The 19,307-nt window shown below is 65.0% G+C and carries 17 protein-coding genes; 12 read left to right on the top strand and 5 right to left on the bottom strand.

Going from position 1 to position 19,307, the window contains the following annotated elements:
• Positions 1-311 precede the first annotated feature (311 nt).
• Both cfa and ACSHWJ_RS05790 read right to left on the bottom strand, forming a co-directional pair.
• A complete protein-coding gene (cfa, locus tag ACSHWJ_RS05795) occupies positions 312-1,469 on the bottom strand; it encodes a cyclopropane fatty acyl phospholipid synthase (RefSeq protein WP_017364440.1) in 1,158 nt (385 codons plus the stop codon).
• Positions 1,470-1,759: 290 nt separating this feature from the next.
• Positions 1,760-1,900: an HlyD family efflux transporter periplasmic adaptor subunit gene (locus ACSHWJ_RS05790; RefSeq protein WP_432539362.1), complete on the bottom strand. Its 141-nt coding sequence runs from the start codon at positions 1,898-1,900 to the stop codon at positions 1,760-1,762.
• A 239-nt stretch (positions 1,901-2,139) separates the two neighbouring features.
• Between ACSHWJ_RS05790 and ACSHWJ_RS05785 the strand changes: the two genes are divergently transcribed.
• Both ACSHWJ_RS05785 and blaOXA read left to right on the top strand, forming a co-directional pair.
• A complete protein-coding gene (locus ACSHWJ_RS05785; protein WP_282213263.1) occupies positions 2,140-2,991 on the top strand; it encodes an acid phosphatase in 852 nt (283 codons plus the stop codon).
• A gap of 224 nt (positions 2,992-3,215) precedes the next feature.
• The gene (blaOXA, locus tag ACSHWJ_RS05780; protein WP_256996518.1) at positions 3,216-3,995 is read left to right on the top strand and encodes a class D beta-lactamase; all 780 of its coding nucleotides are present in this window, start codon (positions 3,216-3,218) and stop codon (positions 3,993-3,995) included.
• A gap of 51 nt (positions 3,996-4,046) precedes the next feature.
• On the opposite strand, the gene ACSHWJ_RS05775 is transcribed toward blaOXA, so the two are convergent.
• Positions 4,047-5,720 (bottom strand): formate--tetrahydrofolate ligase, encoded by a 1,674-nt coding sequence (locus tag ACSHWJ_RS05775; RefSeq protein ID WP_010961451.1) that lies wholly within the window; start codon positions 5,718-5,720, stop codon positions 4,047-4,049.
• 562 nt (positions 5,721-6,282) lie between these two features.
• Here ACSHWJ_RS05775 and ACSHWJ_RS05770 point away from each other — a divergent pair.
• The 6 genes from ACSHWJ_RS05770 (at position 6,283) to ACSHWJ_RS05745 (ending at position 14,454) form a co-directional block, all read left to right on the top strand.
• Entirely contained in the window at positions 6,283-6,372 is a 90-nt protein-coding gene (locus ACSHWJ_RS05770; protein ID WP_017364446.1) for a potassium-transporting ATPase subunit F, read from the top strand.
• Positions 6,372-8,159 carry a potassium-transporting ATPase subunit KdpA gene (kdpA, locus tag ACSHWJ_RS05765; protein WP_017364447.1) on the top strand — a complete coding sequence of 596 codons (1,788 nt, stop codon included), beginning with the start codon at positions 6,372-6,374 and terminating at the stop codon, positions 8,157-8,159. The genes ACSHWJ_RS05770 and kdpA overlap by 1 nt, the downstream gene beginning before the upstream one ends.
• A 12-nt stretch (positions 8,160-8,171) precedes the next feature.
• Positions 8,172-10,244, top strand: coding sequence for a potassium-transporting ATPase subunit KdpB (gene kdpB, locus ACSHWJ_RS05760; RefSeq protein ID WP_432539363.1), 2,073 nt, complete (start codon positions 8,172-8,174; stop codon positions 10,242-10,244).
• Positions 10,245-10,253: 9 nt separating this feature from the next.
• Positions 10,254-10,826, top strand: coding sequence for a potassium-transporting ATPase subunit KdpC (gene kdpC / locus ACSHWJ_RS05755; RefSeq protein ID WP_249385276.1), 573 nt, complete (start codon positions 10,254-10,256; stop codon positions 10,824-10,826).
• Between the two features lie 196 nt (positions 10,827-11,022).
• A complete protein-coding gene (locus tag ACSHWJ_RS05750) occupies positions 11,023-13,755 on the top strand; it encodes a DUF4118 domain-containing protein (protein WP_432539364.1) in 2,733 nt (910 codons plus the stop codon).
• A 3-nt stretch (positions 13,756-13,758) separates the two neighbouring features.
• The gene (locus ACSHWJ_RS05745; protein ID WP_218800419.1) at positions 13,759-14,454 is read left to right on the top strand and encodes a response regulator; all 696 of its coding nucleotides are present in this window, start codon (positions 13,759-13,761) and stop codon (positions 14,452-14,454) included.
• Positions 14,455-14,472: 18 nt separating this feature from the next.
• On the opposite strand, the gene ACSHWJ_RS05740 is transcribed toward ACSHWJ_RS05745, so the two are convergent.
• Positions 14,473-15,531: a PA0069 family radical SAM protein gene (locus tag ACSHWJ_RS05740; protein ID WP_432539365.1), complete on the bottom strand. Its 1,059-nt coding sequence runs from the start codon at positions 15,529-15,531 to the stop codon at positions 14,473-14,475.
• Positions 15,532-15,553: 22 nt separating this feature from the next.
• Positions 15,554-16,300, bottom strand: a complete 747-nt coding sequence (locus ACSHWJ_RS05735) for a HesA/MoeB/ThiF family protein (RefSeq protein WP_432539366.1) — start codon at positions 16,298-16,300, stop codon at positions 15,554-15,556.
• Positions 16,301-16,431: 131 nt separating this feature from the next.
• Between ACSHWJ_RS05735 and tsaB the strand changes: the two genes are divergently transcribed.
• The 4 genes from tsaB to ACSHWJ_RS05715 are packed head-to-tail and all read left to right on the top strand — an operon-like array spanning position 16,432 to position 19,307.
• Positions 16,432-17,118: a tRNA (adenosine(37)-N6)-threonylcarbamoyltransferase complex dimerization subunit type 1 TsaB gene (gene tsaB / locus ACSHWJ_RS05730; protein ID WP_017364454.1), complete on the top strand. Its 687-nt coding sequence runs from the start codon at positions 16,432-16,434 to the stop codon at positions 17,116-17,118.
• Between the two features lie 50 nt (positions 17,119-17,168).
• The gene (locus ACSHWJ_RS05725) at positions 17,169-17,792 is read left to right on the top strand and encodes an L-threonylcarbamoyladenylate synthase (RefSeq protein WP_017364455.1); all 624 of its coding nucleotides are present in this window, start codon (positions 17,169-17,171) and stop codon (positions 17,790-17,792) included.
• 37 nt (positions 17,793-17,829) lie between these two features.
• Positions 17,830-18,495, top strand: coding sequence for a site-2 protease family protein (locus ACSHWJ_RS05720; protein WP_036245942.1), 666 nt, complete (start codon positions 17,830-17,832; stop codon positions 18,493-18,495).
• On the top strand, positions 18,492-19,307 hold the full coding sequence (locus ACSHWJ_RS05715) for a segregation and condensation protein A (protein ID WP_432539367.1): 816 nt from the start codon (positions 18,492-18,494) through the stop codon (positions 19,305-19,307). Before ACSHWJ_RS05720 ends, ACSHWJ_RS05715 begins: the two co-directional genes overlap by 4 nt.

The following is a 19,307-nucleotide window of genomic DNA, read 5'->3' as shown; positions in this document are numbered from 1 at the left end:
CGGCTTTTGTTACGGCGATATGACTTGAAAATGACAGTTGGATTGCGATTGCGTGACGGGGCGCGAGCCCCGAGCCGCGGAGCCGGACACGGGGTTTGCGGGCTACCGGAGAGGGGAGGAAAGAAGAGCGGAGGGCGATCCGGTAATCGAACCCGACGGGCGGGCGGTCGCCCCTTCAGGACGAAAGCCCCGTCAGGTGGATGCCGGCAGGCGATCCGCCGGGACCTGACGAGAGGGCGATCCTCGATTCATCGATCGAGCCTTCTCGCGATGCTCTTCCTTTGGGGCAAAGGGAATGACTTTCTCGCGGCTCAGCGCGGCGCGTCGTAGCGCCGGGTCAACCCCTTGGGGGAGAGCACGATCTGCCACAGCTGAATATAGCGGGCCCGGAACGCGCCGGCAAAGCTCAGCAGGTAGAAGCGCCACATCCGGTAGAAGCGGTCGCCATAGCGGGGCCGCAGTGAAGGCCAGTGCCGTTCGAACCGGTCGTACCAGGTCAGCAGCGTCCGGTCATAGTCCGGACCGAAGTTCTGCCAGTCCTCCATCACCAGTCGGTTTTCCGTGGCCGTGCCGATCTGGGCGATGGAAGGAAGCATGGAGTTGGGGAAGATGTAGCGGTCCACCCAGGGATTGCCGTGATTGTCCGAGGTGTTGATGCCGATGGTGTGCAGCAGGAACAGACCGTCGTCGGGCAGCCGGTCGGCCACGAGCTTCATGTAGGTTCCATAGTTCTTGCAGCCGACATGCTCGAACATGCCGAGCGAGTAGGCGCGATCGAAGTGACCCTCGATGTCCCGGTAATCCTTCAGCTCGATCGTGACCGGCAGACCCTGACAGATTTCCCGGGCGTAGCGGGCCTGCTCCGCGGAAACGGTGACGCCGTAGACCTCGACACCGTACTTCTCCGCGGCGAACCGTGCCGCTCCGCCCCAGCCGCAGCCGATGTCCAGCACCCGCATGCCGGGCTCCAGCCCGATCTTGCGGAACACCAGGTCCAGCTTGGCCTCCTGGGCCTCGTCGAGCGTCGTGGCGTCCTTCCAGTAGCCGCAACTGTAGATCATGCGCCGGTCCAGCATGCAGCCGTAGAGATCGTTGCCGATGTCGTAATGGCGCTGGCCCACGTGGAACGCCCGTGCCGCATGCTGAAGGTTGAACAGTCTGGCCTGCAGGGCGGCGACGGCATCCCGCCAGGAACGGAAGCGGTCGGCCAGACCGGCGCGGATGATCCGGCAGATGAACTCGTCGATTCGGTCGCAGTCCCACCAGCCATCCACGTAGGACTCGCCGAGCCCCAGCGAGGCGTCGGCGAACATGCGCCGGAAGAAGGCCGGGTCGTGGACCCGGATGTCCCACGGCCGGTCCCCATTGATCCTGATGCCGGCCTGTTCCAGAAGCGGTTCGAGCCGCTCGCGGCAAAAATCGTGACGGCTTCCCCGCCAGGGCGATGATTCCAAGGTATTGATCGGCATGGTCCGTCCTCCACCTTCATCATTCGGGCCCTGATATTCAACAACGGGAGGAGGACAGGAGCAATACGGGGAAATCCCGGGCCGACCGCGGAACCCGAACCCACCTTTCATGCAGGCTCTCGCTGGCGTGCTGGATCGGCGGACTGAGGAAATATCCGATCACCCGGCGCGTGCCGGTCTTGATTTCCACGGATGCCGACCTGCCCGGAGACAGGTTGACGGTTTTCCCGTCCACCCGCATGGTGGAGCGCTCCGGCTTGACGCGGCGCGAATGGATAAGCCCGCGCTTCTCAGATCTCCGCCTCCTGGCCGGCCCTGACGAAGCCGATATCCTTGTTTTCGACGAAGACCCAGACCTCCAGCGGGTTGTCGTCGGGCACCACCATCATCAGGGGCTGGGCCGGGGTCACCACGCCGCCGACGGTAGGCACTGCCTCGAGGACAGATGACGGAACCCGATCGACGTTGCCGCCCAAAAAATCGGGCCTCGCTCAGTCCTATGTCGGGCGTCTTCGACGTGAGTTGAAGCCGTCGGTGCGGTGATGGCTGGCGACGCTGGCGAATCCGCGTCCGGATCTCCGGATCTTTGCAGTCCGAAAAGAACCGCCGAGCGCGTTGCGGGCTTACACTACCCCAGGGAGATGCGACAACGAGCGGGGCTGGAGGTTCGATGAACAGTGTCTGCAGTCGTGGGCGGCATGTATTTTGGGCTGTGCTGGTGCATGCCGCTCTGTTCGCGGGCTGCGCCCGAAACCCCGCACTTCGGCAATCCGATGTTCCAGCCGAATTCCGCTCGGCCTCGGTCGTGGGTTATCTGCCGTTTCAAACCCTTCCGAACAGTCGCGCGCTGGTTCCGCCGCCTCCCGCGGAAGGATCGCAAGCGCTTGCACTCGACATGGATTACAGCCGCAGGAGCCTGGCGCTGCGCGATTCCCCGGCGTGGACGCTGGCGATTTCCGACGCTTATCTGATGTTTCCGCATGCGGCGGGCACTTTTTCCTGTGCGCTGGACGCGCCGATCACGGAAGCGGATACGCCGCACCTCTATGTGCTGCTGCGGCGATCATTGATCGACGCCGGGCTTTCGACCTATGCCGCCAGGAATTACTACCGGCGGCCGAGACCGTTCATGTCGAACCAGGAGCCGATCTGCACGCCGGCGGAGCAGGCCAGGCTGGAGGAGAACGGCTCCTATCCTTCGGCGCACGGGGCGATCGGCATGACCTGGGCGCTCATCCTCGCCGGGCTTTCACCGGAGCGTGCCGCCGAAATCCTTGCCCGCGGGCGGGCGTTCGGACTGAGCCGCGTCGTTTGCAATACGCACTGGTACAGCGACGTGATTCAGGGACGAAACGTGGCTTCGGCGACGGTGGCCAAGCTGCGCGCCAGCCCGGCGTTTCTCGCTGACTTCAGGGCCGCCAAGGCCGAACTCGCTGCGGTGCGCCGCAAGGACCCGAAACCCCAGCGCGCCTGCGGGAGCGAAGCTGCAGCCATGGAGCTGCAGCGGTCGTTGGCGCAGTGAAGGTCGTGCCGGCGCCGGGCGTGTTTCCGGAGGCGGATTTCTTCTGCGTTCACTGTGGAGTCACCCATAATTCCCGGGCGGCTGGAGGACATCGGAAAATGGCTGGAGGGGCTGGTGGCAAGGTCGAGGGATTCTCAGTGAGCAGGGCGAATGATATGAATATGCCGACTTCCTTGTCGGCTGCAAACGTTCCGCACCCCTGTCGGGGTATGTCGACTCGAATAATGCAAGGGGTATTCGCAGCAGTGGTTTTGTTTGCATGCGCAGCGCATGCAGCCGGCTGGAAAGACAGCCGGGAAGTCGGCGATATTTTCAGGCATGCCGGCGTGCATGGCACTTTCGTACTTTATGACGTCTCCGCCCAGACGTTTACCGGTCATGAGAGAAAACGCGCAGAAACCAGATTCGTTCCTGCGTCGACGTTCAAGATTCCAAATACTTTGATTGGACTTGCCACCGGCGCGGTCAAGAGTGTCGATGAAGTCTTGCCCTATGGCGGCGCTCCTCAGCCTTTCAAAAGCTGGGAGAAGGACATGGGGCTGCGCGAGGCGATCGTGATTTCGAACGTTCCGATCTATCAGGAACTGGCCCGGCGTATCGGTCTCGAGCGCATGAAGGACTGTGTATCTCGCCTGGATTACGGCAACAGGGAAATTGGCTCTGCGGTGGATACGTTCTGGCTGGCCGGGCCGCTCAAGATCAGCGCGGTCGAGCAAACCCGGTTTCTCGCCAAATTGGCGCTGGGGGAATTGCCGTTTCCGAAAGATATTCAGGGAGCCGTTCGAGAAATCATCCGATTGGAACAAGGCACGAATTGGAAACTCTATGGCAAAACGGGCTTGGGAAATGTTGCCGGAGTCAGGGTGGGCTGGTGGGTCGGCTGGGTGCAACGGGACGATCGCGTCTATGCATTTGCGCTGAACATGGATGTCCGGAGCGAGTCCGACGTGGGCAAACGGGTGGAGTTGGGTAAAGCCAGCCTGAAAGCATTGGGGTTGCCTTGATCGGCACCGCCGCGGGCTGCCAAGCGTGGGCCCGCGGCGGCCGCACGCCGATCAGAACAAGCCGCTGATCCGGCCGTCGTCGTCGACGTCGATGTGCTCGGCCGCCGGGACTTTGGGCAGGCCGGGCATGGTCATCATGTCGCCGGCGATGGCGACCACGAAGCCGGCGCCGTTGGCCAGGCGGACTTCGCGGATGGCGACGGTGTGGCCGCTGGGCGCGCCCTTGGCGTTGGGGTCGGTGGAGAAGGACATCTGGGTCTTGGCCATGCACACCGGGTAATGCCCGTAGTCGGCATTCCACGCTTCGAGCTGGGCCTTGACCTTGGCGTCGGCGCTGATGCCGGCGGCGCCATAGATCTTGGTGGCGATGGTCTCGATCTTGTTCCACAGCGTCGCTTCGTCGCCGTAGACGAAGGTATGCCGGCCCGGCTGGTGGTCGACGATGTCGGCGACCGTCCGGGCCAGCGCTTCCGCGCCCTTGCCGCCCTCGGCCCAGTGGCGGGCGAGGACCGCCTTCACGCCCAACGCCTCGCACTTCTTCATCAGCCACGCGATTTCGGCTTCGGTGTCGAAACTGAAATGGTTGATCGACACCACGCAGGGCAGGCCATAGTGCTCGCGGATGTTGTGGACGTGCCTTTCCAGGTTGGCGAAACCGGCTTCCAGCGCGGCGAGGTTTTCCTGATTCAGGTCTTCCTTTTTCACGCCGCCGTGGAATTTCAGGGCGCGTACCGTGGCGACCAGCACCACCGCGGCGGGGTTCAGCCCGGCCATGCGGCATTTGATGTCGATGAACTTCTCGGCGCCCAGGTCGGCGCCGAAGCCGGCTTCGGTCACCACGTAATCGGCCAGCTTCAGCGCAGTCTGGGTGGCGGTCACGGTGTTGCAGCCGTGGGCGATGTTGGCGAACGGCCCGCCGTGGATGATGGCGAGGTTGTTCTCCAGGGTCTGCACCAGATTCGGCTTGATGGCGTCCTTCAGCAGGGCGGCCATGGCGCCGTGGGCCTTGAGGTCGCGGGCGTAGACCGGGGTCTTGCCGTCGCTCTTGTAGCCGACGATGATGCGGCCCAGCCGCTCCTTCAGGTCCGCCATGCTGGTGGCCAGGCAGAGGATGGCCATCACTTCCGATGCCACCACGATGTCGAAGCCGTCTTCGCGCAGATAACCGTTGGCGGTGCCGCCCATGCCCACCACGATCTTGCGCAGGGCGCGGTCGTTCATGTCGACCACGCGCTTCCACTGGATGCGGCGCGGGTCGATGTCGAGCGCATTGCCGTGGTTGATGTGGTTGTCGATCAGGGCCGAGAGCAGGTTGTGGGCGACGCCGACGGCGTGGAAGTCGCCGGTGAAATGCAGGTTGATGTCCTCCATCGGCACCACCTGCGCATGGCCGCCACCCGCGGCTCCGCCTTTGACGCCGAAGCAGGGGCCGAGCGAGGGTTCGCGCAGGCACATCACGGTCTTCTTGCCGATCCGGTTCAGCGCGTCGCCCAGGCCGACCGTGGTCGTGGTTTTGCCTTCGCCGGCCGGGGTCGGGCTGATGGCGGTGACCAGGATGAGCTTGCCGTCGGGCCGGTCCTTGAGGCCGTCGATGTAGTCGAGCGCGACCTTGGCTTTGTAATGCCCGTAAGGGTCGAGGCTGGCGGCAGGAATTCCTAGTTTCTCGCGGGCCAGATCAATGATGGGCAGCATCTTGGCGCGCTGCGCGATTTCGATATCGGACATCAGGGTTCCTCGTGTTCGTGTTCGGGTCAGGCCGCCGGTCGGGGCCTGAATCGGGGCGCCATATTATCAAGTAGCTGGGGGGGTGGCAGCCAAGCGCGGGTCGCAAGGCGGCCAGAGTCGGCTGGTGCGGTCCGAGGTCGCTCAGCGCCACCAGGCGCCGAGCCGGCGTCCCGAATGAGTCTCCGCAACGGCTTGCACACGGCCTCCTCATCATCGACGATCGCAATGAGGACAGGGTTGGCTTGCTTCATGGTGCGGGAGGTTTGCGACAACTCCACCGAGGCGACATCGGACCTTGGTCTGACGGTCCATTCCTTCGGTGAGCCCGGTGCGACGGCCGTCCGCCTGCGAATTCGCTCGAACCGGCTTTTTTATGCCTCCTTTACGCACTCTTCCGTCATCTTTAGGAGATCTTTATCCCGAAATCGCTAAGCTTTCTCGTCCGAAATTCAAACTGCAGGGGATTTGGAGCTATGGACGTTTTCTATCTCGCGGTATTGATTGGCGTGTCCCTCGTGACGATCGGCTTGGTTCATGGCCTGGAATGCCTGAAGGAGAAAGAATGAGCTGGATTCATCTGTTGAGCGCCCTGCTCGCGCTGGGAGTCTTGGTTTATCTCGTATTCGCTCTCCTTTGTCCGGAGAAATTCTGATGACGGCCAACGGCTTGCTGCAAATCTGCGGGTACCTCGGTGTGCTGCTGGCCCTGGCCAAGCCGCTCGGCCGTTACATGGCCGCGGTGTACGAGGGGAGGTCGGCGACGGTGCGCGTGCTGGCATCGGTCGAGCGCTTCATCTACCGCATCACCGGCATCGATCCCGAGGCGGAAATGCGCTGGACCGGCTATGCCTCCGCCTTCCTGGTGTTCAACCTGCTGGGGGTTTTGGCGGTCTATGCACTCCAGCGGTGCCAGGGGTTCTTGCCGTTGAACCCTCAGGGCCTGCCCGCGGTCGCGCCGGATTCGGCCTTCAACACGGCGATCAGTTTCGCCACCAACACCAACTGGCAGGGCTACGGCGGCGAGACGACCCTGAGCCATCTCACCCAGATGCTGGGGCTGACGGTGCAGAATTTCGTGTCGGCCGCCAGCGGCATGGCGGTGCTGGTGGCGCTGATCCGGGGCTTCGTCCGCAGGAACGCCGATACCCTCGGCAATTTCTGGGTCGATCTGACGCGCAGCATCCTGCACATTCTGCTGCCGTTGTCGTTCCTTCTGGCCCTCCTGCTGATCGGTCAAGGTGTGGTGCAGACCTTCGAACCCTATCGGAACGTCACTCTCGTGGAAGCGACCGGTTACGACAGGCCGAAGCAGGACGATGGCGGTCACCCCCTGGTCGATGCGGACGGCAATCCGGTGACCGGGCACGTCACGGTCAGCGAACAGACGCTGGCTTTGGGGCCGGCGGCGTCGCAGGTCGCCATCAAGCAGCTCGGGACCAACGGCGGCGGGTTTTTCAGCGTGAATTCGGCCCATCCCTTCGAGAATCCGACGCCGTTTTCCAACTTCCTGGAAATGCTGGCGATCCTCGTGATCTCCGGGGCGCTTTGCCACACCTTCGGCGTGATGGTCGGCGATACCCGGCAGGGCTGGGTGATCCTGGCGGCGATGACGCTGATCTTCGTTCCGCTGCTTTTCGTCACCGTCCTCTGCGAGCAGGGCGGCAACCCCGCCTTCGCCGCTTTGGGCGTCGATCCGGCCGGCGGCAACATGGAGGGCAAGGAAACCCGCTTCGGCATCGTCAACTCCGCGCTGTGGGCGACGGCGACGACGGCGGCGTCCAATGGATCGGTCAACGCCATGCACGATTCCTTCACGCCCCTGGGCGGCCTGGTGCCGATGTGGCTGATGCAGCTGGGCGAGGTCGTGTTCGGCGGCGTGGGTTCCGGCCTGTACGGGATGCTGGTGTTCGCCATCGTCGCGGTGTTCGTCGCCGGCCTCATGATCGGCCGTACCCCGGAATACCTGGGCAAGAAGATCGAGGCCTACGAGATGAAGATGGCCGCCATCGTCATCCTGGTGCCGCCCTTGATGGTTCTGGGAGGGACGGCCGTCGCCGTCATGCTCGACGCCGGCAAGTCCTCGGTCTTCAATCCGGGCGCCCACGGCTTCAGTGAAATCCTTTACGCCTTCTCGTCCGCCGGCAACAACAACGGCAGTGCCTTCGCCGGCCTCGCGGCCAATACGCCTTTCTACAATCTCATGCTGGGGCTGGCGATGTGGTTCTCCCGCTACTGGCTGGCGGTGCCGGTGCTGGCGATCGCTGGCGCCCTGGCCGCCAAGAATTACGTGCCGCCCGGGGCGGGCACCCTGCCGACCCATACGCCGATGTTCGTCGGCCTGCTGGTCGGCGTGGTCATCATCGTCGGCGCCTTGACCTTCATACCGGCGCTGGCGCTTGGCCCCATCGTCGAACACCTCATGATGATCGGTGCTAGATAAGAGGGATCGTTCATGATTCATCAAACCGCGAAACCAGGACTGTTCGACCGCGAGATCCTCGCGGAGGCTTTGCTGGACTCGTTCCGCAAGCTGGCGCCGCGGACACAGTTGAAGAACCCGGTGATGTTCGTCGTCTACGTCGGCAGCCTGCTGACGACGGTGTTGTATGTTCAGTCCCTGGTCGGTCAGGGTGAGGCGCCTTCGGGATTCATACTGGCGATCACGCTCTGGCTCTGGTTCACCGTGCTGTTCGCCAATTTCGCCGAGGCGGTGGCGGAAGGGCGGGCCAAGGCCCAGGCTGCATCCCTGCGCAGCACCAGGCGCGACGTCATGGCGAAGAAGCTGGACGAGCCGCGCTACGGCGCCAACTACAGCAAGGTCCCGGGGTCGAGCCTGCGCCGCGGCGACGTGGTGCTGATCGAGGCCGGCGATTTCGTCCCTGCCGACGGCGAGGTGATCGAAGGGGTGGCTTCGGTCAACGAAAGCGCCATTACGGGTGAGAGTGCGCCGGTGATCCGCGAATCCGGCGGGGACTTCAGCGCGGTCACCGGAGGCACGCGGGTGCTGTCGGACTGGCTGGTGGTGCGGATCACGGTCAATCCGGGCGAGGCCTTCCTCGACCGCATGATCGCCATGGTCGAAGGCGCCAAGCGTCAGAAGACCCCGAACGAGATCGCCCTGACCATTTTGCTGGTGGCGCTCACCCTGATTTTCCTGATGGCGACCGTGACCCTGCTGCCGTTTTCGATCTACAGCGTGGAAACGGCCGGCGAGGGCCGGCCGATCATGGTCACCGTGCTGGTCGCGCTCCTGGTGTGCCTGATTCCCACCACCATCGGCGGCCTGCTCTCGGCCATCGGGGTGGCCGGCATCGGCCGGATGATGCGCAAGAATGTGATCGCCACCTCGGGCCGGGCGGTGGAGGCGGCGGGGGACGTGGACGTGCTGCTGCTCGACAAGACCGGCACCATCACGCTCGGCAACCGCCAGGCATCGGCCTTCCTGCCGCTGCAGGGGATCGGCCGGCAGGAATTGGCCGACGCCGCGCAGCTGGCGTCGCTGGCGGACGAGACGCCGGAAGGCCGCAGCGTGGTGGTGCTGGCCAAGCAGAAGTACGGCTTGAGGGAACGTGACGTGCGTACCCTGGGTGCCACCTTCGTGCATTTCAGCGCCCAGACCCGCATGAGCGGCGTGAACCTCGAAGGTCGCCAGATCCGCAAGGGGGCGGCCGATGCGATCCGCGTCTACGTGGAGGAGCAGGACGGCAGTTTCCCCGAGGAAGTACAGAAGCTGGTCCATGATGTGGCGCGGCGCGGCAGCACGCCGCTGGTGGTCGCCGAAAATGGGCGGGTGCTGGGCGTGATCGAGCTGAAGGACATCGTCAAGGGCGGCATCAAGGAACGCTTCGTCGAACTGCGCCGGATGGGGATCAAGACGGTCATGATCACCGGCGACAATCCGCTGACCGCGGCCGCCATCGCCGCCGAGGCCGGGGTGGACGATTTCCTGGCGGAGGCGACGCCCGAGGCCAAGCTCAAGCTGATCCGCAGCTACCAGGCGGAAGGCCGGTTGGTGGCGATGACCGGTGATGGTACCAACGACGCCCCGGCCCTGGCCCAGGCCGACGTGGCCGTGGCGATGAACACGGGCACACAGGCTGCCAAGGAGGCCGGCAACATGGTGGACCTGGATTCCAATCCCACCAAACTCATCGAGATCGTGGAGACAGGCAAACAGATGCTGATGACCCGTGGCGCACTGACCACCTTCAGCATCGCCAACGACGTGGCGAAGTATTTCGCCATCATCCCGGCGGCGTTCGCGAGCACGTATCCGGCGCTGAATGCGCTCAATGTCATGGGGCTCGCAACGCCCGCCAGCGCCATCCTCTCGGCGGTGATCTATAACGCCCTCATCATCGTCGCGCTCATTCCGCTGGCGCTGAGGGGAGTGAGCTACAAGCCGGTGGGCGCTTCGGCGCTGCTGCGCAACAACTTGCTGATCTATGGCGTCGGCGGCCTGGTCGTACCCTTCATCGGCATCAAGCTGATCGACCTGCTGCTCGTCGCCCTGGATCTGGTTTAGGGGTGCCCCATGATCAACCATTTCAAACTCGCATTGCTCATGCTGCTGGTGTGGACCCTGGTCACGGGTGTCTTCTATCCGGTGCTGGTCACCCAGCTGGGGCAACTGCTGTTTCCCCGCCAGGCCAATGGCAGCCTGATCGAAAAGGACGGGAAGGTTCTGGGCTCCGAACTCATCGGCCAGCCCTTCGGCGATCCCCGCTATTTCTGGGGCCGCCCCTCGGCGACCGCACCGCATGCCTACAATGCCGGGGCCTCCAGCGGTTCCAATCAGGGGCCGACGAATCCGGCGTTGCTCGCGGCCATCAAGAGCAGGGTTCAGGCGTTGCGGAATGCCGATCCCGGCAATACGGCGCCGGTGCCGGTCGATCTGGTCACCGCTTCCGGCAGCGGCCTGGACCCGCACATCAGTCCCGCCGCCGCGGCCTACCAGGCGGCCCGCGTGGCGCGGCTGCGCAACCTGTCGCTACCCGTGGTCGAGGACCTGGTGAAACGGTACACCGAAGGCCGTCAATTCGGCTTTCTAGGCGAGCCGCGGGTCAATGTGCTCAAGCTCAATCTCGCGCTGGATGCCCTCCGATGAAGGTCATCATGAACGCCGGAAAATCCCGAAGAGGGCAGTTTCCACGGGCGGTACTGGCTCGATGGACAGGCGCGGCAGGAGAGCCGCCGTGGGAGGAGAGTGAGGGGGGAGCGAGATGGCACCCCATGGGGGCATTTGACACATCGGTTCGGCGCGGGCCAGGGGCCGCCCACGGATGGGGATGGTAGCGCCGCCGATGGCCGCGGAACGTCCGGACCCGGATGCCCTGCTCGCCAGGGTCGAGCGCGAGCAGGCCAGAGCGCGGCGGGGCCGGCTCAAGATTTTCTTCGGCGCCGCGGCGGGGGTGGGCAAGACCTATGCGATGCTGGAGGCGGCCCGGGAGCGGCGCGCCGAGGGTATCGATGTCGTGGTCGGACTGGTGGAAACCCACGGTCGGAAGGAGACCGAGGCCCTCCTCGAAGGACTGGAGATGTTGCCGGTACGGACGGTCGAATACCGCGGTACGGTGGTCGGCGAGTTCGATCTCGACGGCGCGCTCAAACGCCGGCCCTCGGTGATCCTGGTCGACGAGCTGGCTCACACCAACACCGCCGGTTCCCGCCATCCCAAGCGCTGGCAGGACGTGGAAGAGTTGCTGCGTGCCGGCATCGACGTCTACACCACGCTCAACGTCCAGCACCTGGAGAGTCTCAACGACGACGTGGGCCAGATTTCCGGCATCCGGGTGTGGGAAACCGTGCCGGACACGGTGTTCGAAGCGGCGGATGAAGTCGAACTGATCGACTTGCCTCCGGACGAGCTGCTGGTCCGTCTCAAGGAGGGCAAGGTCTATCTACCCCAGCAGGCAGAGCTGGCGGCAGAGAATTTCTTCCGCAAGGGCAACCTCATCGCGCTGCGCGAACTGGCCTTGCGCCAGACCGCGGCTCGTGTCGACGCCCAGATGCAGGACTACCGCGAGGACCACACCATCCGGGAGGTCTGGCAGGTCGGTGAGCGCATCCTGGTGTGCATCGGCCCGAACCCGATGGCGGAACGGCTGATCCGCGCCGGCAAGCGACTGGCGGCCAGCCTCAAGGCGGAGTGGCTCGTGGTGTACGTGGAGACCCCGGCGCTGCAGCGCCTCCCGGCGGAGCGGCGCGATGCAGTGCTGCGCATGCTGCGGCTGGCGGAACAGCTCGGCGCCGAGACAGTCACCCTGAGTGCGCCGGACATGAGCGAGGCCATCATCGATCTCGCCAGGGAACGTAACGTCACCAAGATCGTGATGGGCAAACCTCGGCGGCGCGGCTGGAAGCGCTGGCTGCTGGGTTCGGTGGTGGACACGATCATTGCCGAGGCTCACAACATCAACGTCTACCTGCTGGGCAGTCCGCCGGGTGAGGACCGTGGCCAGGAATCGCTTCAGGCGCCGCAGCCAGGGCTGAGCGCCAAACCGGACCGCGGCGGTGGGGCGGAGTACCGGGGCTATCTGGGAGCGGCGACGGCGACGTTCCTGTGTACTCTGACGGCGAAGGCGATGTTCGGCCGGTTCGAGCTGACCAACCTGGTGATGGTGTATCTGCTGGGCGTCATCTTCGTGGCGACCCGTTATGGGCGCGGGCCGTCCATCCTCGCTTCCATCCTGGGCGTCCTCGCCTTCGATTTCTTCTTCGTGGCGCCGTATCACACCTTTTCCGTCGCCGACACCCAGTATTTGTTCACCTTCGCCGTCATGTTCAGCGTTGCTCTGGTGACCGCCAACCTGATGGCAAACGTCCGCTCCCAGGCCAAGGTCGCTTCCCATCGGGAACGCCGGGCGACCGTCCTGTATGCCATGAGCAAAGAACTGGCGGCGAGCCGGAGCGAGGCCGAGATCGTCCGGATCGCGGTGCGCCAGATCGAAACCGAGTTCGGAGGACGCGCCGTGCTGCTGTTCCCGGACGAAAGCGGAAGGATCGGCTATCCGGTTTCCCCGCTTGCGGAGGAATTCTTGCCGGGCATCGACATGAGCGTGGCCCAATGGGTGTTCGATCACGACGAAATGGCCGGCCGGGGTACCAATACGCTGCCCGGCGCCAGCGGCGTGTACATCCCTTTGACCGGAGCGGAAAAGACCATCGGCGTGTTGGTCATGAAGCCGGTCAACCTGCGGCGGGTTTTCCTGCCGGAGCAGCAAAAGCTCCTGCAGACCTTCGTGAACCTGATCTTGCAGGCGATCGAGCGGGTCCGCCTCGCCGAACAGGCCCGCATCAACCAGGTGCGGATGGAGTCCGAGCGCCTGCGCAATTCCCTGCTCAGCTCGATCTCCCACGATCTGCGCACCCCGCTCGCGACCATCGTGGGCTCGGCGAGCACCCTGGTCGAAGGCGACTACGCCCTGGAGCCGGAGGACCGGCGGGAGCTCTGTCGGGCGATCTACGACGAGTCCCGCCGCATGGCCAGCCTGGTGAACAATATCCTGGACATGGCCTGGTTCGACGCCGGGGTGGTCAAGCTCCATCTGCAGTGGCACGTTCTGGAGGAAATCGTCGGCACCGTGTTGACGCGCTTGAAGAAGCAGCTCGAACGGCGCCCGGTGACGGTGCGCCTGCCGCGGGATGCCCCCTTCGTCTACGTGGATTCGGTGATGCTGGAGCAGGTGCTGGCCAACCTGATGGAGAATGCCATCCGCTACACGCCGGAAAATAGTCCCATCGAGATTGCCGCCGAGGCCACGCCGTTCACGATGACCATCACGGTTTCCGACCACGGGCCTGGCATTCCCAAAGGTCAGGAGGAGCTCATCTTCGAAAAATTCTACCGGGTCCACCGCGAAGGCCCGCAAAGCGGTGTCGGTCTGGGACTCGCCATCTGCCGTGCCATCGTGGAGGCGCATGGCGGTTACATCCGCGCCAGGAACCGGGCCGGCGGTGGAGCGGTATTCACGATCGTCCTGCCGCTGCGGGAGTCGCCGCCCCGGATCGAACCGGAAGCCGAGCCGGCGGAATAGACCATGCCCGGCCCCAATCCCGTCGTTTTGGTCATCGAGGACGACCCGCCGATGCGACGGTTCCTGCGCACCAGTCTGCGCAGCCAGGGTTTTCAGGTGTACGAAGCCGATACCGGCAACCGCGGCATCATCGAGGCCGGGCTACGCCGGCCGGAGGTCGTCGTTCTCGACCTCGGCCTGCCGGACAGGGATGGCGTCGAGGTCGTCAAGGCGCTGCGGGAATGGACCCTGCTGCCCATCATCGTGTTGTCGGCCCGCAGCACGGAGGAGCACAAGATCGAAGCCCTGGATGCCGGCGCCGACGATTACCTGACCAAACCGTTCGGCATCGGCGAACTCTTGGCCCGCATCCGGGTGGCCCTCCGGCGTTCGGCCGGCGTTACCGTGAATGTCCCGGACGAGGGAGGCGCCGGCGGGGGCTTGCGGATCGACTTGCTGCGGCGCACCGTGGCGGTCGGTGAACGGGAGATACGCCTGACCCCCACCGAATACCGTCTGCTCGCCGCGCTGGCGCGCCACGCGGGCAAGGTGCTGACCCACCGCCAACTGCTGTTGGAGGTCTGGGGGCCCAGCCATGTAGAGGATTGCCACTACCTCAGGATCTACATGAGCCAGCTTCGGCAGAAGCTCGAAACCGATCCGGCCAAGCCGGAATACCTGATCACGGAGTCCGGGGTAGGATACCGCCTGAAAGTATGAGAATGGCGGAGAGGGGGGCTAAAACAGCGCCAGTTGCCGTTGTCCGGGCGGCGTGAAAAGGTCGCTGACCAAGCCGGGCGGTTCCTCGGTCAGATCATGGCGTTTCAGCGCCAGGCGGAAGCGGCGGGCGAGGAGCGCCGCGTAGTCGCCGCTCCCGACCTGGCGCCGGCCGAAGCCGGGGTCGTAGATCCTGCCGCCGTGGGCGAGTGTGACCAGGTTGAGAGTGTGAGCGGCTTTCAGCGGGTAGTGCGCGGTCAGCCATTCCGCGAACAGGGATTCGACCTCCCGCGGCAGCCGCAGCAGGATGTATCCCGCCGATACGGCGGCGTGCTCGGCCGCCTTTTCCACGATGCGTTCCATCTCGCTGTCCGTGAGCCAGGGGATGATCGGTGCGATCATCACCTTCACCGGCACTCCGGCTGCGGCGAGGCGCGCGACGGCCAGCAGCCGCCGGTGCGGGGCCGAGGCGCGGGGTTCGAGCTTCAGGGCCAGGGTTTTGTCCAGCGTGGTGATGGACACCTGCACGTTGGCCAGGCCTGCCGCTGCCATCTCGCTGAGGATGTCCAGATCGCGCTCGATCAGGGCGGATTTGGTGGTGATCGTCACCGGGTGGCGGGCGCGCTGCAGGACTTCCAGCACTTGGCGGGTGATCCGCCACTCGCGCTCGATGGGCTGGTAGGGATCGGTGTTGGCGCCCAGGGCGAGCGGTGAGCACCGGTAGCCGGGACGGGCCAGCTCCTTTTCGAGCAGGGCTGGTGCGTCGGGCTTGGCGAACAGCCGGGTCTCGAAATCCAGCCCCGGCGACAGTCCCACATAGGCGTGGCTGGGACGGGCATAGCAGTAGATGCAGCCATGTTCGCAGCCGCGGTAGGGATTCAGTGACTGATCGAAAGGGATGTCCGGCGACTGGTTGCGGGTGACGACGGAGCGGGAGGTTTCGACGCTGACCGTGGTCGCCAGCGGCGGGGGTTCTTCCGGAAACCAGCCGTCGTCCACCGCCTCCCGGGTCGTGGCAGAAAATCGGGAAGCCGCGTTGCTGACGGCGCCGCGGCCGTGGCGCGGACTGCCGGGTTTCATGGGCCGGGCGTTCCCATACGCCTCACCGCCTGCCGCAAGTCGGGCAGGAGGGGTTCCTGCCCAGCCTGACTTCATGCCATTCCAGCCGCAGCGCATCGAAGACCACGAGGCGGTCGCTGCGAACGCCGGGAAGGCCCAAAAGCAGTTTGATGGCTTCCAGGGCTTGCAGGCTGCCGATGATGCCGGGCAGCGCTGCGACGACGCCGTTGCGGGCGCAGCTTGCATCCGGTTCGCCGCCCTGGGGATAGAGACAGTTGTAGCAAGGGTTCACGCCATCGCCGGGCGTGAATACGGCGAGTTGTCCCTCGAAGCGGATCGCGGCGCCCGACACCAGCGGGGTGCGGGTGGCCACGCAGGCCGCGTTGACGGCGAAGCGGGTGGCGAAGTTATCGGAGCAGTCCAGGACCACGTCGACCGCGCCGGCCCATTCCTCGAGGGCCGCTGCGGAGAGGCGTTCGGCGACCGGCTCGATCCGCACGTCGGGATTCATGCGCCGCAGCCGCCCGGCACAGGCCTCGGCCTTGCTCCGGCCGATGTCTGCCGTGTCGAAAGCGATCTGACGCTGGAGGTTGGAGAGATCGACGGCGTCGAAATCGCTTATGACCAGCCTGCCGACGCCGGCGGAAGCCAGATACATGGCGGCCGGCGAGCCCAGTCCGCCCAGGCCGATGATGAGGGCGCTGGCGCCGAGCAGCCGGTCCTGACCTCCGGCGTCGACCTCGGGAAGCATGATCTGGCGGCTGTAGCGGAGGAGTTGAACGTCGTCCATCGCGGGCTCGTGGTGTCGCGGAGTCGCGATTATAGCGCCGCCGCCGTCTCACGATGTCGTCCGGTTTGTTGGCCATGCCGCTGGGGTAAACTGGTCGGCCGCTATTGCACAAGCGTCGAAGAATCACAGCCATGATTTTACTCGCCATCGAGACCGCGACCGAAGCCTGCTCGGCAGCACTGTACCAGGACGGCGCCGTCCTGGAGCGCCACGAGGTGGCTCCCAGGGAGCACAACCGGCTGATCCTGCCCATGTTGGAGTCGCTGCTCGCGGAAGCCGGCATGGCACTGGGGCGGGTGGACGCCATCGCGGTCGGGCGGGGGCCGGGTTCGTTCACGGGGGTCCGCATCGCTGCGGGGGTGGCGCAGGGGATCGCCTTCGCGCTGGATCTCCCGGTCGCTCCGGTCTCGACCCTCGCCGCCCTGGCCGACGAGGCGATCGCCGAGACGGGCTGCGAATACGCCTTTCCGTGCATCGACGCGCGCATGGGCGAGGTCTATTTCGCCGTCTACCGTCGGGATGCGGAAGGCTACCCCGAATTGCTGGGGCAGGAGCGTGTTCTGGCGCCCGGCCGGGTGGATTTTTCGTCGGCGGCAGGGACTGGCGCAGGAACCGGAAGCGGCTGGGCCACTTACCGGGCTTGCCTGAGCGGCCTGGCCGGCGGGCGGCTGGACTCGGTCCTGAGTGGCCGCTTTCCCCGCGCCGCGGCGGTCGCCCGCCTGGGTGCCAGGATTCATGCCCGGGGAGGCAGCGTTCCGCCGGAACAGGCTCTGCCGGTTTACCTCCGCGACGATGTCGCCAAGAAGCCGAAGCCCTGAGGCGGGACGCCGCGTATCGGCCGTCGCGGCTCCTGTAGTACACTAACCGCATGGCGCAATATTTCGAGGTGCATCCCCACACGCCGCAGCAGCGGCTGATCCGCCAGGCCGCGGAGATCGTCCGCCAGGGGGGGGTGATCGTCTATCCGACCGATTCGTCCTATGCCTTCGGCTGTCAGCTGGACCGCAAGGATGCCCTGCATCGCATCCGCACCATCCGCCAGCTGGACGAGGAGCATAATTTCACGCTGATCTGCCACGATCTTTCCCAGGTATCGGCTTTCGCCCGGATCAACAACGAAGCTTTCCGTCTGATCAAGACCTTGACGCCAGGGCCCTATACTTTCCTGCTGGAGGCCACGCGCGAGGTGCCGCGCCGCCTCCAGCATCCCAAGCGCAAGACCATCGGGATCCGCCTGCCCGACAACGCGGTTTCGCGGATGCTGGTGGCCGAGCTGGGTGAACCCCTGTTCAGCTCGACCCTGATCCTGCCAGGCGAGACCGAAGGACTCGCCGATCCCGAGGACATCCGGGAGCGAGTGGGGACGCGGGTGGAACTGATCCTCGCCGCGGGCGTCATACCCTTCGCGGAGACCACGATCGTCGACCTGACCGGCGAGTTTCCGGTCATCGTTCGCCAGGGCAAAGGCAGTATCGGCTTCCTGCGCGCCTAGCCTTTTCATCCTTTTTCACTTCGGGTCTGATCACACGATGGATGATCTTACTTTGGTTCAGCGTTTCAGCGTCTGGGTGTTGCCGGTGCTGTTCGCGATCACCCTCCACGAGGTGGCACACGGCTGGGCTGCCAGCAGGCTGGGTGACAACACTGCCAAGCGCCTCGGCCGCCTGTCGCTGAACCCGCTGCGGCACATCGATCCGGTCGGGACTCTCCTGGTGCCGGGGCTGCTGCTGGCTTTCGGGGGTTTCATCTTCGGCTGGGCCAAGCCGGTGCCGGTGGACTGGGGGCGGCTGCGCCGGCCGCGCCGTGACATGGCGCTGGTGGCGGTCGCCGGACCCGGAGCCAACCTGGTGATGGGCCTGGGATGGGCGATTCTGCTGCGGCTGGCCACGGAGCTGCCCGAAAGCCTGGGCTACGTGGCTCTGCCCCTCGGGTTGATGGGGAAGGCCGGGGTGACCATCAACAGCGTGCTGATGGTGCTGAACCTGCTGCCGATTCCGCCGCTGGACGGCAGCCGGGTCGTTTCCACCCTCCTGCCGCTGCGGGCGGCGATCCAGTACGGCCGGCTCGAGCCTTACGGCTTCTGGATCCTGCTGATCCTGATCTACACGGACATGCTGGGACGCATCATGGTTGGGCCGCTGCTGCTGGTCCAACATCTGATCTATACCGTCGTCGGTTTGGCCGGAGGCGCATGACCGGGGCGGCGCCCGCCCCGGAAGTCCTGGAGCCGGTCGCGCGGGTCAAGGGTGCGCCGGTCGGTCAGTTGCCGGAAGATCTGTACATTCCGCCGGATGCGCTGGAAATCTTTCTCGAGGCCTTCGAAGGTCCGCTCGATCTGTTGCTGTATCTGATCCGCAAGCAGAATTTCGACATCCTCGACATCCCGATCGCCGAGATCAGCCGCCAGTACATCGGTTACATCGAGATGATGGACAGCCTGCGAATGGAACTGGCGGCGGAGTACCTGCTGATGGCCGCGATCCTGGCCGAGATCAAGTCCAGGATGCTGCTGCCCCGGCCGAAGGAGACGGAAGCCGAGGAAGAGGATCCGCGTGCCGAACTCGTGCGGCGCCTGCAGGAATACGAGCGTTTCAAGGCCGCGGCGGAACGGCTGGACCGGCTGCCTCGGCTGGAGCGCGACCTGTTCGAAGCCGGGGCGGGGAGCGACGACATCCCGGTGCCGAAGGTCTATCCGAGCATCGCCATGAAAGACCTCCTGTCGGCCTTCCAGGACGTCCTCAAGCGCCTGAACCACACCCGCCATCATCACATATGCCGGGAATCCCTGTCGGTGCGCGAGCGTATGAGCATGATCCTGGAGCGCCTGGCGGGCAATGCGACGCTGGCTTTCGAAACCCTGTTCCCGCTGCACGAGGGTCGGCCCGGGGCGGTGGTGTCGCTGCTGGCCGTGCTGGAACTGGGCAAGGAACGGCTGATCGAAATCATCCAGGACGAGCCCCTCGGCGCCCTGCGGGTGCGCGCTGTGGCCGCTACCGGAGGCGACTGA

The sequence above is a fragment of the Methylococcus sp. S1M genome, assembly GCF_051295855.1.
GTDB lineage: Bacteria > Pseudomonadota > Gammaproteobacteria > Methylococcales > Methylococcaceae > Methylococcus > Methylococcus capsulatus.
Note: the sequence above shows the minus strand (reverse complement) of the source record. Positions and strands in the feature narration are given on the sequence as shown.